The organism is Actinoplanes couchii (assembly GCF_016862075.1).
Taxonomy (GTDB): Bacteria; Actinomycetota; Actinomycetes; order Mycobacteriales; family Micromonosporaceae; genus Actinoplanes; species Actinoplanes couchii.
In genome coordinates, this window is the sequence record NZ_BOMG01000116.1 from 45,079 (window position 1) to 63,216 (window position 18,138).

Genomic DNA, 18,138 nt, shown 5'->3' on the forward strand with positions numbered 1-18,138 from the left:
GGAGTGCCCCATCGGCGCCGGGCATCAGGTCGTGCTCAGCAACAGCCGCGGCCCGGAATCCCTGGTCTGAGTGATCTGCCAGGTTCTGGAGTGGGCAGTCCGGGTGCGGGCTCGGTGAGTGGGTCGTGATGTGTGGCGGCGGGATGGGGCCGGGGGCGGTATGAAGCCGGTGGTTCGGGTGCTGGTGGTTGATGACGACGCGCTTGTCCGGGCTGGGCTGACCATGATGCTCGACGGGGCCGAGGGGATCTCGGTGGTCGGCGAGGCTTCGGACGGGGAGTTCGTGCAGGCCGCAGCTGATGCGCATGGGCCGGACGTGGTGTTGATGGATCTGCGGATGCCTCGGGTCGACGGGATCACCGCTACCCGGCGGCTGCGGGCTCGGGCCCGGCCGCCTGAGGTGATCGTGCTGACCACGTTCGACACCGACGAGAACATTCTGCATGCACTGCGGGCGGGGGCCAGCGGGTTCCTGTTGAAGGACACCCCGCCGGCGCGGATCGCCGAGGCGGTTCGGCAGGTCGCCGCGGGTGAGCCGATTCTGTCGCCGCGGATCACCCGCCGGCTGATGGACAAGGTCGCCGTGCAGGCCGGGGCCTTCGGGGAGGCCCGGCGGAGCCTCGCCGTGCTGAGTCCGCGCGAGCGCGACGTGGCGGTGGCGATCGGTCAGGGCAGCGGCAACGCGGAGATCGGCGCGGCCCTGGACATGACCCTGGCCACGGTCAAGTCACACGTCTCCCACATCCTGACGAAACTGGACTTCGACAACCGCACCCAGATCGCTCTCCTGGTCCACGACGCCGGCCTGGTCTGACACCCGGCCAGGACCCCGGCGGGTCCGCGCCGCCAGGGTGCGGTGGGAGGCCGGTGGCCTGTAAGGCTGGGTTGACCGGGCTGGGTTGACCGGGCTGGGCAAACATGACTGGGCTGACCGGGCTGGGCTGACATGACCGGGCTGACGGGGCGGGGCGGGCTGACGAAGCTGGGCTGACGGAGCTGGGCTGGCGGGCGGGCTGACGGAGCTGGAATGGCGGGGCTGTACTGGCGGGGCTGCAGTGACCTGCGGTGGGGGAGTTCGGGTCACCAGTGAGCCAGCACCTCGCGTGTGGTTTCCGGGACGGTCAGGTTGTCGGTGTTGATGACGTAGTCCTCCACCGCGGCGGCTCTGAGGATCTGGCCCAGTTCGTCGGCGCGGTTCAGGTGCCATGACAGGGCTTCCGGGGCTGTGGTGTGGCGGTGGTGCAGCCTTACTCGTACCGCCGCGGGGGTGATCTGGAGCCGGCAGACCGTGAGGGGGACGCCCAGCGCCGCCTCGTGGTCGTCGCGTTCTGTTCGGGTTTCCAGGACGCCGGCCAGGATCAGGCGTTCGGCGCCCGCGTTGCGGAAGTTGGTGGCGACCGCGCGCAGGTTGCGGATCGTCAGCGCATGATGGAAACGGTCATCGGGCGGGCTGGGCCAGGCGCGGCGTAACCAGTCCAGGTCGATCACCGCGTGCGGTACCCGCTGCTCGGTCAGCAGGTCACCGATGGCTTCCGCGACCGTCGTCTTGCCCGCGCCGACCGTGCCGGTGATCAGCAGGGCCCGAGGCCCGGATGACGGGATGTCGGCACTCGCGGTCACATCGTCTCCCTCTGCGGGTCCGTTCGGAGAATCTCCCGGTTCGGTATGGCGATCCTTTCATCAGGACGCCGCAAGCTGCGCGGTTCGGAGGCCGAGACGGTGGGAGCCGCGCGGTTCGGGTGCCGAGGTGCCGTGTGCCGGTCGCCGGGATAGGGGGCTGTCGACATGCGACGTTCACATGGATCAATTTCGTAACAGCGTGAACATCTTGCCGAAAACGTTTTCGTAAGGCAGCGTACCGATCAGGCGACCCGCATCACCGGGGCAGATGCGTGTGGTCCGCCCGGTGGTATCGCGTGCACTGAAACCTGGAAATTCCTGCGACCCGGGCGATTCCTCACCCTAGGCATCGACGTTTGTCGATCAATAACCGACAGGGAGGTTCCGTGAGAACGAAACGGCTCGTGACACTCGTCGCCGCGCTGCTGACGATCGTGCTCGCCCCGGCCTCGGCAGCACTGGCCGCGCCGGCGAGAACGACGGCGACCGCAGCAACACCGGCCGCGCCGGCGAGGACGACGGCTACCGCAGCAGCACTGGCCGCACCCGCCACCTGGAGCCCGCCGTCCAACCTGGTCACCCCACTGAACCAGGTCTGGCAGCACCAGGAGCAGACCTACAACGGCGGCAATCTGTACGGGTTCCGCAACTACGGCTGGGACCAGATCATGGCCAACCGGGGCTACATCAACTACTGCGTCCGCTGGGATTCCACGGCGACCGTGACCGCCGCCCAGCGCGACCAGATCCACGCGACGCTCGCCCGTCAGCACAAGAAGTGGATGGACGAGCTGGTCGGGCACAACGCCTGGCCGTACGGTGACGTCCCGGTCCGGGTGGTCGGCTGGGCCGTACGAAATCGGTCGCAGTTGCAGTGGACCGACACCAGCGTGGACATCTACGTCAACGACATCCGTGAGAACGCCCCGCAGTGTTCGGTGCCGTGCGGGCGCTTCTTCAACCAGAACGGGCAGTACCCCAACTGCCCCGGTGGGTACGCCCGCCACTACGACCAGTCCCTCTGGCTGACCGACGGCTTCGGCGGCGGCGCGGGCGGCGACTGGGGCCAGCGGGTGGGCCGCGAGTACTACATGGCCAATCTCAACACGGCGAACATGCACATCCTGCTGCACGAGATAGGCCACACCTGGGGTCTGGACGACTTCTACGACTGGACCCCGACCGGCGTCAGCAACTTCATCATGCTCGCCGGCAGTTCGACGTCGATCACCGAGTTCGACGCCTGGATGCTCCGTGACTGGTGGCGGCACCTGAAGAGCCGCTACGGCTACTAGCGCCGTCCCCCTGAAGTGACCCGTCCCGGCCGGACGCACCCGGCCGGGACACCGGCGAAAGGTGTCCCATGATCTCGCGTCGCACCCTGCTGAAAGCCGGCGCCGCCGCCGCGTTCCTGCCACCTGTCACGCTGGCGCGCCCGGACACCGGTGTCACCGCGTACGGGTTCCCGCTGCCCGCCGTCACCCTGACCGGCGGTCCGTTCGCCGCGAACACCGGTCGTACCCATGCATATCTGAAGTTCCTCAACATGGACCGTCTACTGCACACGTTCCGCCTGAACGCCGGTCTGTCGTCGTCGGCGACCCCGTGCGGCGGCTGGGAGTCACCGACCACGGAGCTGCGCGGGCACTCGACCGGGCACGTGTTGACTGCACTGGCGCAGGCGTACTCAAGTACCGGCGACACCGCGTTCAAGACCCAGGGCGACTACCTGGTCGCCCAGCTCGCGCTCTGCCAGCGCCCGAACGGCTACCTGTCGGCGTACCCGGAGAGTTTCATCGACCGGGTCGAGACCGGCCAGCAGGTGTGGGCGCCCTACTACACGCTGCACAAGATCGTGCAGGGGCTGCTCGACCAGCACCAGCTCACCGGCAACGCCCAGGCCCTGCAGATCCTGCTGCGCAAGGCCGCCTGGGTGCAGGCCCGCAACAGCCGGCTCACCCACGCCCAGCGGCAGCAGATGCTGCGCGTCGAGTTCGGCGGCATCGGCGAGACCCTGTTCAACCTGTACCAGTTGACCGAGGATCCGGTACACCTGTTCACCGCCCAGTACTTCGACCACGACCAGGTCCTCGACCCGCTCGCGAACAATGTCGACGCGCTGGCCGGTTTCCACGCCAACACGCAGATCCCGAAGGCGATCGCGGCGATCCGTGGTTTCCACGCCACCGGCGACACCCGGTACCGCGACATCGCGGTCAACTTCTGGAATTTCGTCGTACGCCAGCATTCGTACGCGATCGGCGGCAACTCCAACGGCGAGTACTTCCAGGCCCCGAACCGGATCGCGTCCGAACTCTCCGACAACACGTGCGAGTGCTGCAACTCGTACAACATGCTGAAGTTGACCCGGCAGTTGTTCTTCACCGACCCCGGCCGAAGCGACCCCGGCCGCGCGGGCGAGTTGATGGACTTCTACGAGAAAGCCCTGTTCAACCACCTGCTCGGCGCACAGAACCCGAATTCCACGCACGGCCACCACTGCTATTACGTGCCGCTGCGGGCCGGGGGCATCAAGACGTACAGCAACGACTACGACAACTTCACCTGCTGCCACGGCACCGGCATGGAGACCAACACCAAGCTCGCCGACAGCATCTACTTCACCGACAACAACTTGATTCTGTACGTCAACATGTACGTCCCGTCAACATTGACGTGGCCGAACCGTGGCATCACGATCAAGCAGGAGACCACCTTCCCGGAGACGTCCACCTCGCGGCTGACGGTCACCGGCTCCGGCGGTTTCGACATGCGGCTCCGCATCCCGTCGTGGACCACCGGCGCCCAGGTCCGGGTCAACGGAACCGCCACCGGAACACCCGCCCCCGGCACGTACCTGAGCATCGATCGCACCTGGACCAGCGGCGACGTCGTGGAGATCAGCCTCCCGATGGCCCTCGCCCTGGAGCCCACCCCGGACAATCCGTCGGTACGCGCGGTCAAGCACGGCCCGATCGTGCTCGCCGGACAGTTCGGCACCGGCAACCTCAGCGCCCTGCCCACGCTCGACCCGGCGACCCTGACGCCGACCGGCACCGCCCTGGAGTACACCGCCGGATCGGTGCTGCTCAGGCCGTTCTACAAGACGCACGGCCAGCGCTACTCGGTCTACTGGAACGTCACCGGCAGCACCCCGCGCGAGGCCCGCTACCTCTTCGACGAGGCATCCGGCACCACCGCGGTCGACGCCACCGGCAACGGCTGGAACGGCACCCTGGTCGGCGGCGTCACCCGCACCGCCGGGCGCAGCGGAACAGCGGTCCTGTTGAACGGCGTCAACATGTACGTCAACCTGCCAACCGGCATCCTGGCCGGCGCCACCGCGTTCACCGTCGCCACCTGGATCCGCCTGGACACCGCCGCCACCTGGGCGCGGATCTTCGACTTCGGCGCGGGCAGCGGCGCCTACCTCTTCCTGACTCCGCGCACCAGCGCGGGAACCATGCGATACGCGATCACCACCGGCGGATCCGCGGCCGAACAGCGGATCGAAGCTCCGGCCCTGGCCACCGGCGCGTGGGCGCACGTCGCCGTCACGCACACCGGCAACCTCGGCGTGCTCTACGTCAACGGCGCCGAGGTCGCCCGCAACAACGCATTGACTGTACGGCCGTCCGGAATCAACACGACCCAGAACTGGATCGGGCGCTCCCAGTACGCCACCGATCCCTACCTCACCGCGGCCGTCGACAACTTCCGGATCCACAGCCGGGCCCTGTCGGCGGCCGAGGTCTCTCAACTGCACGCGAACAGCCAGTAAGAAAGGCGCGCCAACAGCCAGTAGGAAAGGCACGCCACCGGTAAGTGAGAAAGGTGTCCAGATGTCCTCACGGAGATGGCTAGCCGCGTCCTGCGCGCTGGTCACCGCCGCGGCCGCGGTCGCGGTCGCCACCGCGGCCCAGGCCGCCAACCCGATCATCACCAGCATCTACACCGCGGACCCGGCGCCCCTGGTGGTCGGGAACACCTTCTACATCTACGCCGGGCGGGACGAGGCGCCCACCGGCACCAGCAACTTCGTCATGCGCGAATGGCACGTGCTGTCGTCCACCGACGCGAACACCTGGGTCGACAACGGCGCGAAGGCCAACATCGCGACGTTCCCGTGGGCCGGCGCCGACGCGTGGGCGGGCGAGGTCGAACCGCGCAACGGAAAGTACTACTGGTACACCTCGGTCAACGGCAACGGCGCGGGCTGGATGAACATCGGCGTCGCGGTCGGCGACACCCCGCTCGGGCCGTTCACCGACGCCAAGGGCGGGCCGCTGATCAGCGACAGCACCGCCAACTCGTCGGGACTCAACATCGACCCGACCGTCTTCGTGGACGACGACGGGCAGGCGTACATGTACTGGGGCGGCTACTGGTCGCCGCGCGCGGTCAAACTCGCCGCCAACATGATCGACACGGTCGGGTCGGTCGTCACCCCGCAGGGGCTCACCAACTACTGGGAGGCCCCGTGGATGTTCAAACGAAACGGCCTCTATTACATGATGTACGCCGCCAACGACACCAGTGGCTGCGTGACCAACTCCAACTACGCCTGCCAGCGGTACGCCACCGCGACCAACCCGCTCGGGCCGTGGACGCACCGGGGCATCGTGCTGGGGCAGGTGTCGTCGACCACCAACCACGCCGGGATCGTCGACTTCAACGGGCAGTCGTACATCGTCTACCACACCGCCGACGCGCCCGGTGGCGGGAATTTCCGCAGGTCGGTGGCGGTCGACAAGCTCTACTTCAACGCTGACGGGACGATCCAGCGGGTCATCCCGACGACCGGCGGCGGCACCGGCGGCAGCGGCACCAACGTCGCGCCGAACGCTACCGCCTCCACGTCCTTCGTGTCGTCGTGGGAGAGCCTCGCGGCGATCAACAACGGGGGTACGCCGGCCAACTCGCAGGACCGGTCGAGCCTGGCCTACGGCAACTGGCCGGAGCAGGGCACCCAGTGGATCGAGTACCAGTGGCCGACCGCGCAGTCGCTCAACAAGAGTTCGGTGTACTGGTTCGACGACAACCAGGGCATCGACGTGCCAGCTTCCTGCCAACTCCAATACTGGAACGGAAGTTCATACGTCAACGTGCCCGGCCAGTCGGCGTGTGGAGTGGCCGGCAACACCGAGAACGTCATCACGTTCAGTCAAGTCAACACGACGCGGCTGCGCCTCAACATCACGTCCCGATCCGGGCTGTCCACAGGCGTTCTCGAGTGGAAGGCGTTCCAGACATGAACCGGCGGCCATGGGCGTACGCAATGGGACTGATTTTGATCGTCGGTGGGGTGGGGGTCGCCAAGCCGGCGCTCGCCGCGCAGACGATCGGCTATCCCACCTTCGGGAACACCGGCTCGATCCCGGCGCCGCCGGTCGGCTACTCGACCGGGGACACCATGAAGGCGATCTACGACGCGGAGAGCGGCGGCACCGACTTCTGGATGGACCGCCTGCTGGCCCGCACCGGTAACGACCCGGCCGGCACCTGGCTGATGACCCGGGGCCGGGCCGCCTACATGAACACGCACAACCCGGCGGTGATCGGTTTCGGTGGCAACGCCGCGTACTGGGACAACATCAGCAGCCAGAACGCCTACGCCATCACGGCCTCGCCGGGCACCTTCACCGAGCAGGCCGCCCAGCGCCGGCAGACCCCGAGCCACTGGCGCAGCGTGCACACCGGCGGATCGGTCCGGCTCGAGGTCACCAAGTTCATCACCCACAACAACGTGCTGGTCACCAACGTGTCGGCGGTCAACACCGGCACCGCGGCGACGACGCTGACCCTGAACGCCACGTCGCCCTACGCGACCACCGTCAGCGGCACCGAACTGACCGGCACCCGCGCGGTGAAGAACAACCTGACCACCCTCTACCCGCGGTTCTCCGGGGACGGCTTCACCGCCGCCAACGGGGCCCTGAGCCGATCTATAACGGTCGCCGCGGGTGCGACGGTCACCGTCAAGGTGCAGCTCGGCCTGGTCGCCAACGAGATCCCGGCGTCCCGCACCGACTACGACGCCTACCGCACCCGCACACCCGCCGACGCGTTCGGGGTGCACGTCCGCGAGTACAACAGGTGGTGGGCCGACAACGTCCCCTACATCGACGTGCCTGATGCCGGTATCAAGAAGAGCATCTACTACCGCTGGTGGCTGATGCGCTACAACAACCTGGACGCCGAGATCCCCGGGCAGGACTTCCAGTTCCCGCAGTCGATCGAGGGCGTGACCGGTTACAACAACGCCATCGCGTTGACGCAACCGATGCACATCGACGACCTGAAATACCTGCGGTCACCCGAGTACGCCTACGGCAACTACCTCGCGGTCGGGCAGTACTCGGCGAACGGCCGGTTCGTCGACAACCCCGGCGACCCGGAGAACTGGTCGAACTCGTACACCCAGTACATCGCCGAGGCCGCGTGGCGCGCCTACCAGATCCACGGCGGCCAGCCGGCCATGCTGCCCAACTTCGCCCGCTACGCCGAGGGCGACGCGAAGGGCCAGCTCGCCACCTACGACACCAACAACAACGGCGTCATCGAGTACGACTGGGGCGCGATGACCGGCAACGACGCCGACGCGGTGTCGTTCCACTGGCGGGCCGGCAACCTCGACCGGGCCGAGACCGCCTACGTGTGGACGGCCGCGATCGCCGCCCGCGACGCGTACACATTGATGGGCAACACGTCCAAGGCGACCGAGATGCAGACGCTCGCCGACCGGATCCGCAACGGCGTCATCAACACGCTGTGGAACCCCACCCGGCAGCTGCTGGAGCACAAGCACGTGTCCACCAACACCCACGTGCCGTGGAAGGAGATCAACAACTACTACCCGTACGCGGTGGGGCTGATGCCGAACACCGCCCAGTACAAGGAGGCGCTGCGCCTCTACGCAGACCCGGCCGAATATCCGATCTTCCCGTTCTACACCGCCAACCAGAAGGACAAGGCGGCAGCGGCGGCAGCAGGCAACCCGGGCAGCAACAACTTCTCCACGATCAACTCGACGGTGCAGTTCCGGCTCTACTCGCAGGTGCTGCGCAACTACCCCAACTCGTGGATGGTCAACGAGGACTACAAGAAGTTGCTGTACTGGAACGCCTGGGCTCAATACGTCAACGGTGACACCAACTGGCCGGACGCCAACGAGTTCTGGGCCGACTGGAACGGCAACGCCATCACCTACCGCTCGTGGATCCACCACAACATCCTCGGCAGCAGCAACTGGACCGTGATCGAGGACGTCGCCGGGCTCCGGCCGCGCAACGACACCACGATCGAACTGTCGCCGATCAACATCGGGTGGAGTCACTTCGCGGTCAACAACCTGCGTTACCGCAACGCCGACCTGTCGATCGTCTGGGACGACCCGGCCGACGGCGTGACCCGGTACGCCGGAGTGCCGCAGGGGTACTCGATATTCCTGAACGGTACCCGTGTGGCAACACTGAACAGTCTGGTGCCGTTCACCTACAACCCGGCCACCGGAGCCGTCACCACCAGCGGCGCCGTCGCCTACAGCGCCGCCTTCCCGACGCTGGCCGCGCCGCAGAACGTGGTGCAGGGCAGCGCCCGGGTGGTCGACATGTTCAGCAAGGCCGGCGTCGATCTCGCCTCCACCCGGCCCAACCTGGCCACCGGCGCCACCGTGACCGCCTCCTACACCACGTCCGGCACCGCCACCTCCGGCATCGTCGACGGCCTGCCCACCAACGCGCCGCTGTGGGGCAGCTTCGGCAGCACCAACGCCACCGACTGGGTGGAATTCAACTTCGGATCCGCTCGTACGGTCGACGAGGCCTGGATCTACTTCCGCAACGACCGGGCGGGGAACCGTTATCGGCCGCCGTCCGCGTACAACGTCCAGTACTGGAACGGCACCGCCTGGGTGGACGCGGCATCGCAGGCCAGGACACCCGGCGCGCCGCAGTCCAACTTCAACCGGGTCAAGTTCAGTGCAGTCAACACGTCCCGGTTGCGGATCCAGTTCACCCAGCCCACCGGCACCCCCAAGACCGGTCTGACCGAGGTGAAACTGTTCGGCCAGGGCACCGTCCCGTCCAACCCGAACCTGGCGGCGACGGCGACCCCGAGCGCCTCCTACACCTCGTCGTGGGAGAACGTGGCCGCGATCAACGACGGCATAGACCCGCCGTCGTCGAACGACACCGTCAACTCGCGCTGGGGCACCTGGCCCAACCAGGGCGAACAGTGGGCGGAGCTGACCTGGCCGACGGCGCAGACGGTGGGTTCGGCACAGGTCTACTTCTTCGACGACGGCCAGGGCATCGACCTGCCGGCATCGTGGAAACTGCAGTACTGGAACGGCAGCGCCTACGTGGACGTGCTGGGCGCCGGCTCCTACCCGACAGCCGCGAACCAGTACAACAACGTCACCTTCACCCCCACCAGCACCACCAGGTTGAGGGTGGCCCTGACCAGCGGCGCAGCTTCCGTAGGCCTCCTGGAGGTGAAGGCCTTCGCCACCTGACCGCCGACGCCGCCGTCCTCGGTCTCCTGGCAGTGAAGGCCTTCGCGACCCAGGCCAGAGGAGACGCTTCCATCGGCTTCCGGGAGGTCTTCGTGACCTGAGGGCAATGCGGCTTCCAGCGGTGTCCTGGTGGTGAAGCTCTTCGTGACCTGAAAGGTGATGCGGCCTCCGCCGGTCTCCTGAAGGAGAAGGCCTTCGCCACCTGATCCGTTAGCCCCTACCGGCCGGCTTCGTCAACGTTGACCCGAACAATCAATGTTGACGGAGTCGGCTCAATGTTGACCGAGCCAATCAATGTTGATCATGTCGTTCCATGTTGATCGGCGTTGGGGGAGATTGAGCGGTCGGCACTGCGGATCGGGTGGTCACTGTTCTTGGTGTCGTGTGACTGGCCTTCTTGTCCCGGCGGCCCGCGCTGTCTTTGTTCCGCTCGCGGTCATCTGACCGCTCTCGCCACTTGTGGTGGTGGCCCGGTCCACCCGGATCCCGGCGGCTGATCGCCTCACTGTTTCTGGCCATCGCGTTGTTTCCGGCTGCGCTTCTTCCTCGCCGGCCTGCTCTCTCCTGAGTTGAAGAGCGCGCCCACAGGAACTCGGCGATTGTCCGGATTACAGGTGGTCGCGGTCTCGGGAGCGGGCGTAGTGGCGGGCTGCCCGGGCCCGGTTCCCGCAGCCGGGGGAGCACCACTCCCGGCGAGGCGAGTCGCGGACGAAATGCAGCACACAACCGGGCCCCGGGCAGGCGCGCAGGTCGTCCCGGGCGGCGCCGGTGAACAGAGCGATCGCCTCGTCGGCCACGGTGGACAGAGCTGTGGCGACCGGGGTGGCATCGGTGTGGACGGTGGCGTGCGGCTGCGGGGACCAGTGCAGCTCACGCCACCGTGGTGTTGATCGCGCGATCGTATTGACGGTGTTGACGTCAACATGTAGCGGATCAACACCTTGGGCTACCGCATGAGCGATGGCCCGGACGGCATCCCGCAGCTCACGTGCCCGGAGTAGGTCGTTGGCCGTGACCTCGATCGCCGGTTCATCAGTGGCCGGCTCACCTTCAGGAGCGCTGGACCGCCTTTCAAGGCTGGACCGTCGCGACCCGATTGCCGGTGCACCTATCGCCGGATCGTCGGTGCTGGTGCTGGTGCTGGCTCTGGAACCAGGTCGAGCGCCAGCACCAGCACCGACACCAGGCCCATGGCCGGGGCCAACGCCCGTCAGCCCGTTGCGAGTGAGCCAATCCGCCAGCTCAGCCGTGGTCGTCAGGCCGTCCTGAGGCCGCCCGCGCACCGCAAACAGGGTGTTCGCGAACTCGATCGGAAGAGGCTCAGCCACGTTTCTAACGGTACATCACACTTGACAACGTTAGAAGTTCGGAGCATCTTCTAATGGTCAGAGCGGCATTTAACCGTTAGGAAAGCCATGACCGTGACCGTGGGACATGTCGGCCTCAACGTCACCGACCTAGCTCGATCCACCGCCTTCTACCAGCGGGTATTCGAGTTCGAGGTGCTCGACGGAGACGACCGCTACTCGTTCTTGGGCGTCGGCGGCACCCTGCTCGTCACCCTGTGGCAGCAGAGCGTCGGCACTTTCGCCGCCGACCGACCAGGACTGCACCACCTGGCATTCCAGGTCCCCGACCTGGAGTCGGTGCGCCGAGCCGAATCGGTGCTGCGCGCCCTGGGCGTCGAGCCGCTACACGACGGGATCGTGCCCCACGGCGAAGGCGCGACGTCGGGAGGCCTCTTCTTCACCGACCCGGACGGCATCCGCCTAGAGATCTACACCCCGTCAATCGAGGGCATCACCACAGCCGCACCCGACGCCGACGCACCGACCTGCGGATTCTTCTGACCACAGCAGGGCCGCCGTCAACACCAGCGCCGGATCGCAGTCGACTCCGGATCCCCCGCAGCCGCCGTTCCGCGGCCCCCGGCAGATCGTCGTGACTCCGGGACCAGGGCAGATCGTAGTGACTCTGCGACCTGGGCGGATCGTGGTGACCACGTGACCTGGGCGGATCGTGGTGACCACGTGACCTGAGCGGATCGTAGTGACTCTGCGACCTGGACGGATCGTGGTGACCACGTGACCTGGGCGGATCGTCGTGGCTTCGGGACCTGAGCGGATCGTGGTGACTCTGCGACCTGAGCGGATCGCCGTGATCCCGCGACCTGAGCGGATCATCGTGACTTTGCGACCCGGGTGGATCGCCGTCGTCCGCGAACGCGGCGGGCTGCCGTCGCCTGCTCGGAACCCTGTGCATCGCCGTCAACCTGGACCGCGGCTGGAGCGTCGGTAGATCCGGCCACAGCCGCGATGCCGTCACATTTTTATCTTGGAGGGGCCGTGTTTCATCCGGGAGAACGAGCGCTACAGGAACAAGCCGGCGTCGACCGGGCGGGCTGGGGGTCGGCGGGAGTCGGAACGGACATTCCGCTGGTCGCGGCCCAGTTCCTCACTCAGCAACGGCTCGTCGTGATCGCGGCTGCCGACGACACCGGCGCGGTCTGGGCCACTGCACTCAGCGGTCCGCCCGGCTTCACCCGGGCGCGCGACGAGCACACGATCCTCGTCAACCGGTTGCCGAAGCCGCCTCTGGAGGGACTCTTCGACCACGAACGGGACATCGGCATGATCGCCATCGAGCCGGCCCGCCGTCGCCGGATGCGTATCAACGGGCTTGCTCATGTTGACGGCACGAATCTAGTCGTCAACACGAACCAGGTGTATGCCAACTGCCCCAAGTACATCCAGACCCGTACACCCCATGATGTTGATCGGTCGTCAAGTGTTGATTCAGTTGTCCATGTTGATCCGGTCTCGGCCGGCGGGATCAACATGAGCAACACGCTGTCTGACGCCCAACAGCGGTGGGTCAACACCGCGGACACCTTCTTCGTCGGTACGCGTGCCGACCAGCTCGGGGCGGACGCGTCCCATCGCGGCGGCAACCCCGGATTCACGGTGGCGTCGGCGAGCCGGATCACGTGGCCGGAGTACGTCGGCAACGGCATGTTCATGACGCTCGGCAACCTGCTCCTGAACCCCCGAAGCGGGTTGCTGTTCCTGGACTGGCAGACGGGCGCGGCCCTGCACGTGACCGGTCATGCCCATATCGACGACAGTCCGTCCCGCTCCGCGGCCGTGCCCGGCGCCGAACGCCTCGTCGACCTGACGGTCGACCGGGTGGTCCAGGTCGAGGGCGTGCTCCCGCAGCCCTGGACGTTCGGCGAATACTTCCGCCACAACCCACGCGTGGCCCAGCCGACGGAGTTAGCCCGGACCCGCCAGTAAGCCGCCTCCCCGAGACGACCCCAATCTGCTCCTGGGCTGGTCTTCCTGAGCTGGTCCGGACCAGCCTCGGGTGTTTTCTGAGCTGGTCCGGACCAGCCTTGGGCGTTTTCTGAGCTGGTCTGCGCCGGTCCCCGGGCAGTTTCCTGAGCCAGTCCAAACCAAGCCCCTGGGCTGTTTCCCGAGCTGGTCCGAACCTGTCTCCAGGCCGCTGTCCCGAGCTGGGTCTGACCTGAGCTCGAACTGCTTTCCTAGACCGCCCCGGCTGCTCCTGAGTTGCCCCGGTGAGTCCGATTCGGACCGTGCCGCCCCGTCCGTCAACCGTTCGATTCCGGGCGGATCAGGTCCGGGTCAATGGGGTGGGTCCTCGGTAACGGTCGCATCCGGCCGGCGGTCGCTGGGCGGCCGGGACCAGCGGCAGGGCCAGCCCACCGGCGAACATCGCGGTGAAGTCGCATCCGGCCCAGTGGTCGCTGGGCGGCCGGGACGCCTGGTTTCTGATGCGCGCCTCGGCCGCTTGACTCTCGACCAAGTCGAGGCTTCAGGCTTTCCGTTGCGACGCCTGGATCGCGGAGTCCAGGGATGAGCTGGATCGCGGAGTTCAGGGATGAGAGGGGGAGCCGTGTCGGACATGACCGATAAGCAGCCGGATGAGATCTTGGCCGCTATGGGGGCAGCGGTCGAGCTGGGGCGGGATGGGGACCGGCCAGGAGCCAGGGATGCGCTGACCCGGCTGTGGGAGCGGGCCAGCGTGGACGGTGACGCGATGCATCGGTGCAGCATCGCCCACTACCTCGCCGATCTTCAGGACTCGCCGGCCGACGAGTTGATGTGGGACGAGCGGGCCCTGGCCGCGGTCACCGACCTCGATGACGAGCGGGTGCGCCGGGTCCACGACTCCATGCGGGTTCGCGCCTTCCTGCCCTCACTCCATCTCAACCTGGCTGACGTGCACCGTCGTCTCGGCAACATCGGAGAGGCTCGGGAGCACCTGGCCGCGGCGACGAAGGAGGTCGACGCGCTTCCGGACGACGACTACGGATCCATGATGCTGGGCGCTCTCGATCGGGTACGCGAGGCGCTCGACTCCGGTCCGCAGGACGTTGACCAGTAGTTTCGCAGTCGCCGGATCGGTGTCGTCCGCCGCGTCGGCCTCCGGCCGTTTGACCGGAGCGCACCCGGATGCGCCCACAGGTGGGCCGGAGATCGGTCTGGCCGTCGATCGGGGTCGGAGATCCGGTCTGTTCGGCGACCTCGGTGGAAGGGCGGTCTGCCGTTGGCAGATTTGTTGTCGGTGCGAGGGGAGGGGTGCCTACCGTCGGGTGATGAGCGAGGTCGTGTGATGAGCGAGGTGGTTCCGGGGCTGCACATGGTCGGGTTTCCGGTCGGGCACGCCTATCTGTGGTGCGGGCCCGACGGGCTCACGCTGATCGACTCCGGGGTGCCCGGATCTGCCGGGGCGATTGCCGCGGCTGTCGAGCGGCTCGGCTACCGGCGGTCCGATCTGCGGCGGCTGCTGTTGACGCACTTTCATGAGGACCATGTCGGATCGGCGGCTGAGATCGCTGCCTGGGGTGACGTCACCGTGTGCGCGCATGCGGCCGACGCTCCGGTGATCCGTGGTGAGGTGGCCGGGCCCGTGCCCCGGCTCGCGGGCTGGGAGGAGGAGTTGATGCGGCAGGTGAAGGCGGGGATGCCTTCGAGGCCGCCGGAGCCGGTCCGGGTGGATCACGAGCTCGGTGACGGTGACCGGATCGATCTCGGTGGTGGGGTCGAGGCGGTGGTGGTGGCGGTTCCCGGGCACACGCCGGGGAGCGTGGCCTTTCACCTGCCGGGACAGCGGGTTCTGCTGACCGGTGACGCCATCGCGCGTAGTCCGGCCGGTGACGTCATGCTGGGGACGTTCAACGTCGATCCGGTGATGGCCGCCGCCTCGTTCCGGCTACAGGCGCAACTGGATGTGGACGTCGCCTGCTTCGGGCACGGCGAGCCGTTGATCGGCAACGCCGGGGCTCAGCTGCGAGCCGCCGCGCCGGCCGGCTGATAGCGAGCCGCCGCGCCGGCCGGCTGAGAGTCAGGAGGCCTCACGGCGATCGGTGTGCAGCATGTCGGAGATGGTCTCCGGCAGTAGTGGGCGGGCGAAGTGGAAGCCCTGCACGAGGCGGTAACCCAACTCGTACAGGCGGCGGGCCTGGTCTTCGGTTTCCACGCCTTCGGCCACGGTGCGCAGGCCCAGAGTGTCGGCTATGCCGGTCAGGGCCACCGCTATCGCCTCCTGCTGTGGGGTGCCGTTCAGACCGTCGACGAAGCTCTTGTCGACCTTGATGACGTCTACGGGGCAGGTTCGCAGCAGCCCCAGGGAGGAGTGGCCGGTGCCGAAATCGTCCAGGGCGATGCTGACGCCCAGTGCGTGCAGGGCGTCCACCGTGGCCAGGGCCCGGCCTCCGCCGAAGACGGCGGTTTCGGTGATCTCCACGGTCAGCTGGTGGGGTGGCACGCCGTGCCGGGCCAGAGCGGCGGCGATCACGTCCGGCAGCGCCGGATCCAGTAGCTGGCGTGCGGAGACGTTGACCGCCACCGAGTTCAGGGACGGCCAGGCGGTGGCCTGCGCGCAGACCGTGTCGATGATCCATTCGCCGAGTTCGATGATCAGGCCGGTGTCCTCGGCCACCGGGATGAAGTCGGCGGGGGAGGCGTTGCGCCAGCGGATCAGGGATTCGACGCCCACCGTGCGGCCGGACGGCAGTTCCACGATCGGCTGGTACAGCATGTGGAACTCGTTCTCGGTCAACGCCCGGCGCATGTCGGCGGCGATCGTGGCCCGTCGGCTGACCCGGCTCCGGAGCGTCGCGTCCCAGCGGACCAGGTGCTGGCCGGGCTGGGCAGCGGCTTCCCGCAGGGCGATCTCCGCCTGCCGGTAGAGGTCGCCGTCTCCGGTCACCGGATCGGGCGGGACGCCGATCGGTTCGGCGAGGGGTGCGGTCGCCTCGGCGGGAGCGGCTACCGATCCGGAGGTTGCGAGCGGTCCCGGTGATGCAAGCGTTCCGGGTGGGCTGGATGAGCTGGGGGAATCGGGCAGGACGATTGGACTAGGCGGGCTGGATGGGTCAGGTAGCGCGGATGTACTGGTCAGCGCGGATGAACCAGGTAGCGCGGATGGAACAGATAGGGCGGGCGGGTCAGGTAGGGCGGGTGGAACAGATGGGGCGGGCGGGTCAGGTAGCGCGGGTGGAACAGATAGAGCGGATGGATCAGGTAGGGCGGACGGATCGAGTGGGGCGGGTGTGGCTGTGGCCAAGCCGACCGAGATATCGATGAGCAGCTCGTAACCGTTGGCGTGCAGCGGGTCGGTGGTGGAGGCGAGGAGGCGTTCGGTGAACGGTTCCTCGGCGGGTAGCAGCAGGCCGAACTCGTCGCCGCCCAGGCGGGCTACCACCGATCGGTCGCCGGCCAGGGTCACCAGGCGGTGGGCGAACGCTATGAGCAGCGCGTCGCCGGTCTTCGGGCCGAGGCCGTCGTTGATCGAGCGGAAGTCCCGCAGGTCGACCAGGAGCACGGTGTGTGCGCGTACCGCCGCCTCGGCGAAGTATCGGCGGCTGTAAAGGCCGGTCAGCTCGTCGTGCATGGCCTGGTGGGCGACCGTTTCCAGCAGCGTGGTGTTCTCGGCCAGGGCGAGTGCCTGCCGGGCCACCACGAGCAGCAGCAACAGGGTCATCCCGGTGACGTGCACGCTGCTCAGGGTGCCGGTGCTCAGGTAGACGCCGGCGGTCAGCAGGCTGGTCAGGCCGGTGGCGACCAGCGGTACCGCGCTGCCCCGGCGGTACAACGGTGGCAGCGTCATCCGCGCCGGCGGGCGCGACCGGTGCTGGGCGCGGGCGGCGAGCACCCCGAACAGACCGACGAACGGTAATACGGCGGCGCTGCCGCTCAGGTGCGGCCACGGTTGCAGGACGGTCATCAGGGCCGCGGACAACGGCCCGGTGACGCCGATCGGGGACAGCCACCACAGCGACGCCTTCGGCACCGGGCTGCGGCCGATCGTCATGATCTTGACGATGACCATCACACCGGCGATCCCGATGGCGCTCATCGACAGGTTCAGCCACCAGGCCGACGCGTGCCCGCCGAACCGGCCGACCGCCCAGCCGAGGTACTGCCAGCCGACGATCCCGGCGGCCACCCCGACGACCGCCACATCCAGTACGGCCGTCGCCACCTGCCGCCACGTCCGCCCCTCGCCGGGCAGCCGCATCAGCGCGACGATCGCCATCGTGGTGCCGATCACATAGAGCAGCAGGGTGCGCGGCCCGATCGAGGGCATCCCGTCGTACGGCAGGGTGGTCACGTCGACGACCTGGCTCACCGCGGCGACCTGGATCGCGGCCATCGCGAAGCCGATCCGCCGCCAGAACAGGCGCAGGTCCCCGGTGGCGTCCGCGGCGGCGCGCAGGAACGCGGCGGCGGCCAGACCCGGCCCGGCCAGCGCCGGAACCCACACCAGCAGGTTCGGGAGGCCGACCCGGATGCCGAGCAGGATCAGGAGCACCTCGGCGACGGCCAGGAGGATCGCCAGCGGGACGAGTGCCCTGCCCAACCCCGCCTCCCGCAAGACCGACATTTGCTGTACGTCCAGAAATCGGCACCGGGGCAGGCGAACTGAGCGGCGGGAGTGTGCTGAGCAGGGTGAGTGCGGCCCGAGTGGCGTTCTTGCCC

Annotated in this window: 13 protein-coding genes; 9 read left to right on the forward strand and 4 right to left on the reverse strand. The window is 67.6% G+C overall.

What is annotated here, in order from left to right:
• Nucleotides 1-160 precede the first annotated feature (160 nt).
• Complete coding sequence (locus Aco03nite_RS46380; RefSeq protein WP_203808418.1) at nt 161-814, forward strand: response regulator; 654 nt, start codon at nt 161-163, stop codon at nt 812-814.
• A gap of 266 nt (nt 815-1,080) precedes the next feature.
• Here Aco03nite_RS46380 and Aco03nite_RS46385 read toward each other — a convergent pair whose 3' ends face one another.
• Complete coding sequence (locus Aco03nite_RS46385; RefSeq protein ID WP_203808420.1) at nt 1,081-1,620, reverse strand: AAA family ATPase; 540 nt, start codon at nt 1,618-1,620, stop codon at nt 1,081-1,083.
• A 386-nt stretch (nt 1,621-2,006) separates the two neighbouring features.
• Between Aco03nite_RS46385 and Aco03nite_RS46390 the strand changes: the two genes are divergently transcribed.
• From Aco03nite_RS46390 to Aco03nite_RS46405, 4 genes are all read left to right on the forward strand, one after another.
• Nucleotides 2,007-2,915 (forward strand): hypothetical protein, encoded by a 909-nt coding sequence (locus tag Aco03nite_RS46390; RefSeq protein ID WP_239145994.1) that lies wholly within the window; start codon nt 2,007-2,009, stop codon nt 2,913-2,915.
• A 68-nt stretch (nt 2,916-2,983) separates the two neighbouring features.
• Nucleotides 2,984-5,401, forward strand: a complete 2,418-nt coding sequence (locus Aco03nite_RS46395; RefSeq protein WP_203808422.1) for a glycoside hydrolase family 127 protein — start codon at nt 2,984-2,986, stop codon at nt 5,399-5,401.
• Nucleotides 5,402-5,462: 61 nt separating this feature from the next.
• Nucleotides 5,463-6,875: a glycoside hydrolase family 43 protein gene (locus tag Aco03nite_RS46400; protein WP_203808424.1), complete on the forward strand. Its 1,413-nt coding sequence runs from the start codon at nt 5,463-5,465 to the stop codon at nt 6,873-6,875.
• Between the two features lie 23 nt (nt 6,876-6,898).
• Nucleotides 6,899-10,135, forward strand: coding sequence for a discoidin domain-containing protein (locus Aco03nite_RS46405; RefSeq protein WP_239145995.1), 3,237 nt, complete (start codon nt 6,899-6,901; stop codon nt 10,133-10,135).
• 608 nt (nt 10,136-10,743) lie between these two features.
• On the opposite strand, the gene Aco03nite_RS54465 is transcribed toward Aco03nite_RS46405, so the two are convergent.
• A complete protein-coding gene (locus Aco03nite_RS54465; RefSeq protein WP_373872694.1) occupies nt 10,744-11,463 on the reverse strand; it encodes a CGNR zinc finger domain-containing protein in 720 nt (239 codons plus the stop codon).
• 87 nt (nt 11,464-11,550) lie between these two features.
• Between Aco03nite_RS54465 and Aco03nite_RS46415 the strand changes: the two genes are divergently transcribed.
• The gene (locus tag Aco03nite_RS46415) at nt 11,551-11,985 is read left to right on the forward strand and encodes a VOC family protein (RefSeq protein ID WP_203808428.1); all 435 of its coding nucleotides are present in this window, start codon (nt 11,551-11,553) and stop codon (nt 11,983-11,985) included.
• Nucleotides 11,986-12,336: 351 nt separating this feature from the next.
• Nucleotides 12,337-13,428 carry a pyridoxamine 5'-phosphate oxidase family protein gene (locus tag Aco03nite_RS46425; protein WP_239145996.1) on the forward strand — a complete coding sequence of 364 codons (1,092 nt, stop codon included), beginning with the start codon at nt 12,337-12,339 and terminating at the stop codon, nt 13,426-13,428.
• A 337-nt stretch (nt 13,429-13,765) separates the two neighbouring features.
• Here Aco03nite_RS46425 and Aco03nite_RS46430 read toward each other — a convergent pair whose 3' ends face one another.
• Nucleotides 13,766-13,957, reverse strand: a complete 192-nt coding sequence (locus Aco03nite_RS46430) for a hypothetical protein (RefSeq protein WP_203808434.1) — start codon at nt 13,955-13,957, stop codon at nt 13,766-13,768.
• 135 nt (nt 13,958-14,092) lie between these two features.
• On the opposite strand from Aco03nite_RS46430, the gene Aco03nite_RS46435 reads away from it, so the two are divergent.
• Entirely contained in the window at nt 14,093-14,539 is a 447-nt protein-coding gene (locus tag Aco03nite_RS46435; protein WP_239145997.1) for a hypothetical protein, read from the forward strand.
• A 228-nt stretch (nt 14,540-14,767) separates the two neighbouring features.
• The gene (locus Aco03nite_RS46440) at nt 14,768-15,469 is read left to right on the forward strand and encodes an MBL fold metallo-hydrolase (RefSeq protein WP_203808438.1); all 702 of its coding nucleotides are present in this window, start codon (nt 14,768-14,770) and stop codon (nt 15,467-15,469) included.
• A 30-nt stretch (nt 15,470-15,499) separates the two neighbouring features.
• On the opposite strand, the gene Aco03nite_RS53750 is transcribed toward Aco03nite_RS46440, so the two are convergent.
• Nucleotides 15,500-18,043: a putative bifunctional diguanylate cyclase/phosphodiesterase gene (locus Aco03nite_RS53750; RefSeq protein ID WP_373872695.1), complete on the reverse strand. Its 2,544-nt coding sequence runs from the start codon at nt 18,041-18,043 to the stop codon at nt 15,500-15,502.
• Nucleotides 18,044-18,138: the final 95 nt, after the last annotated feature.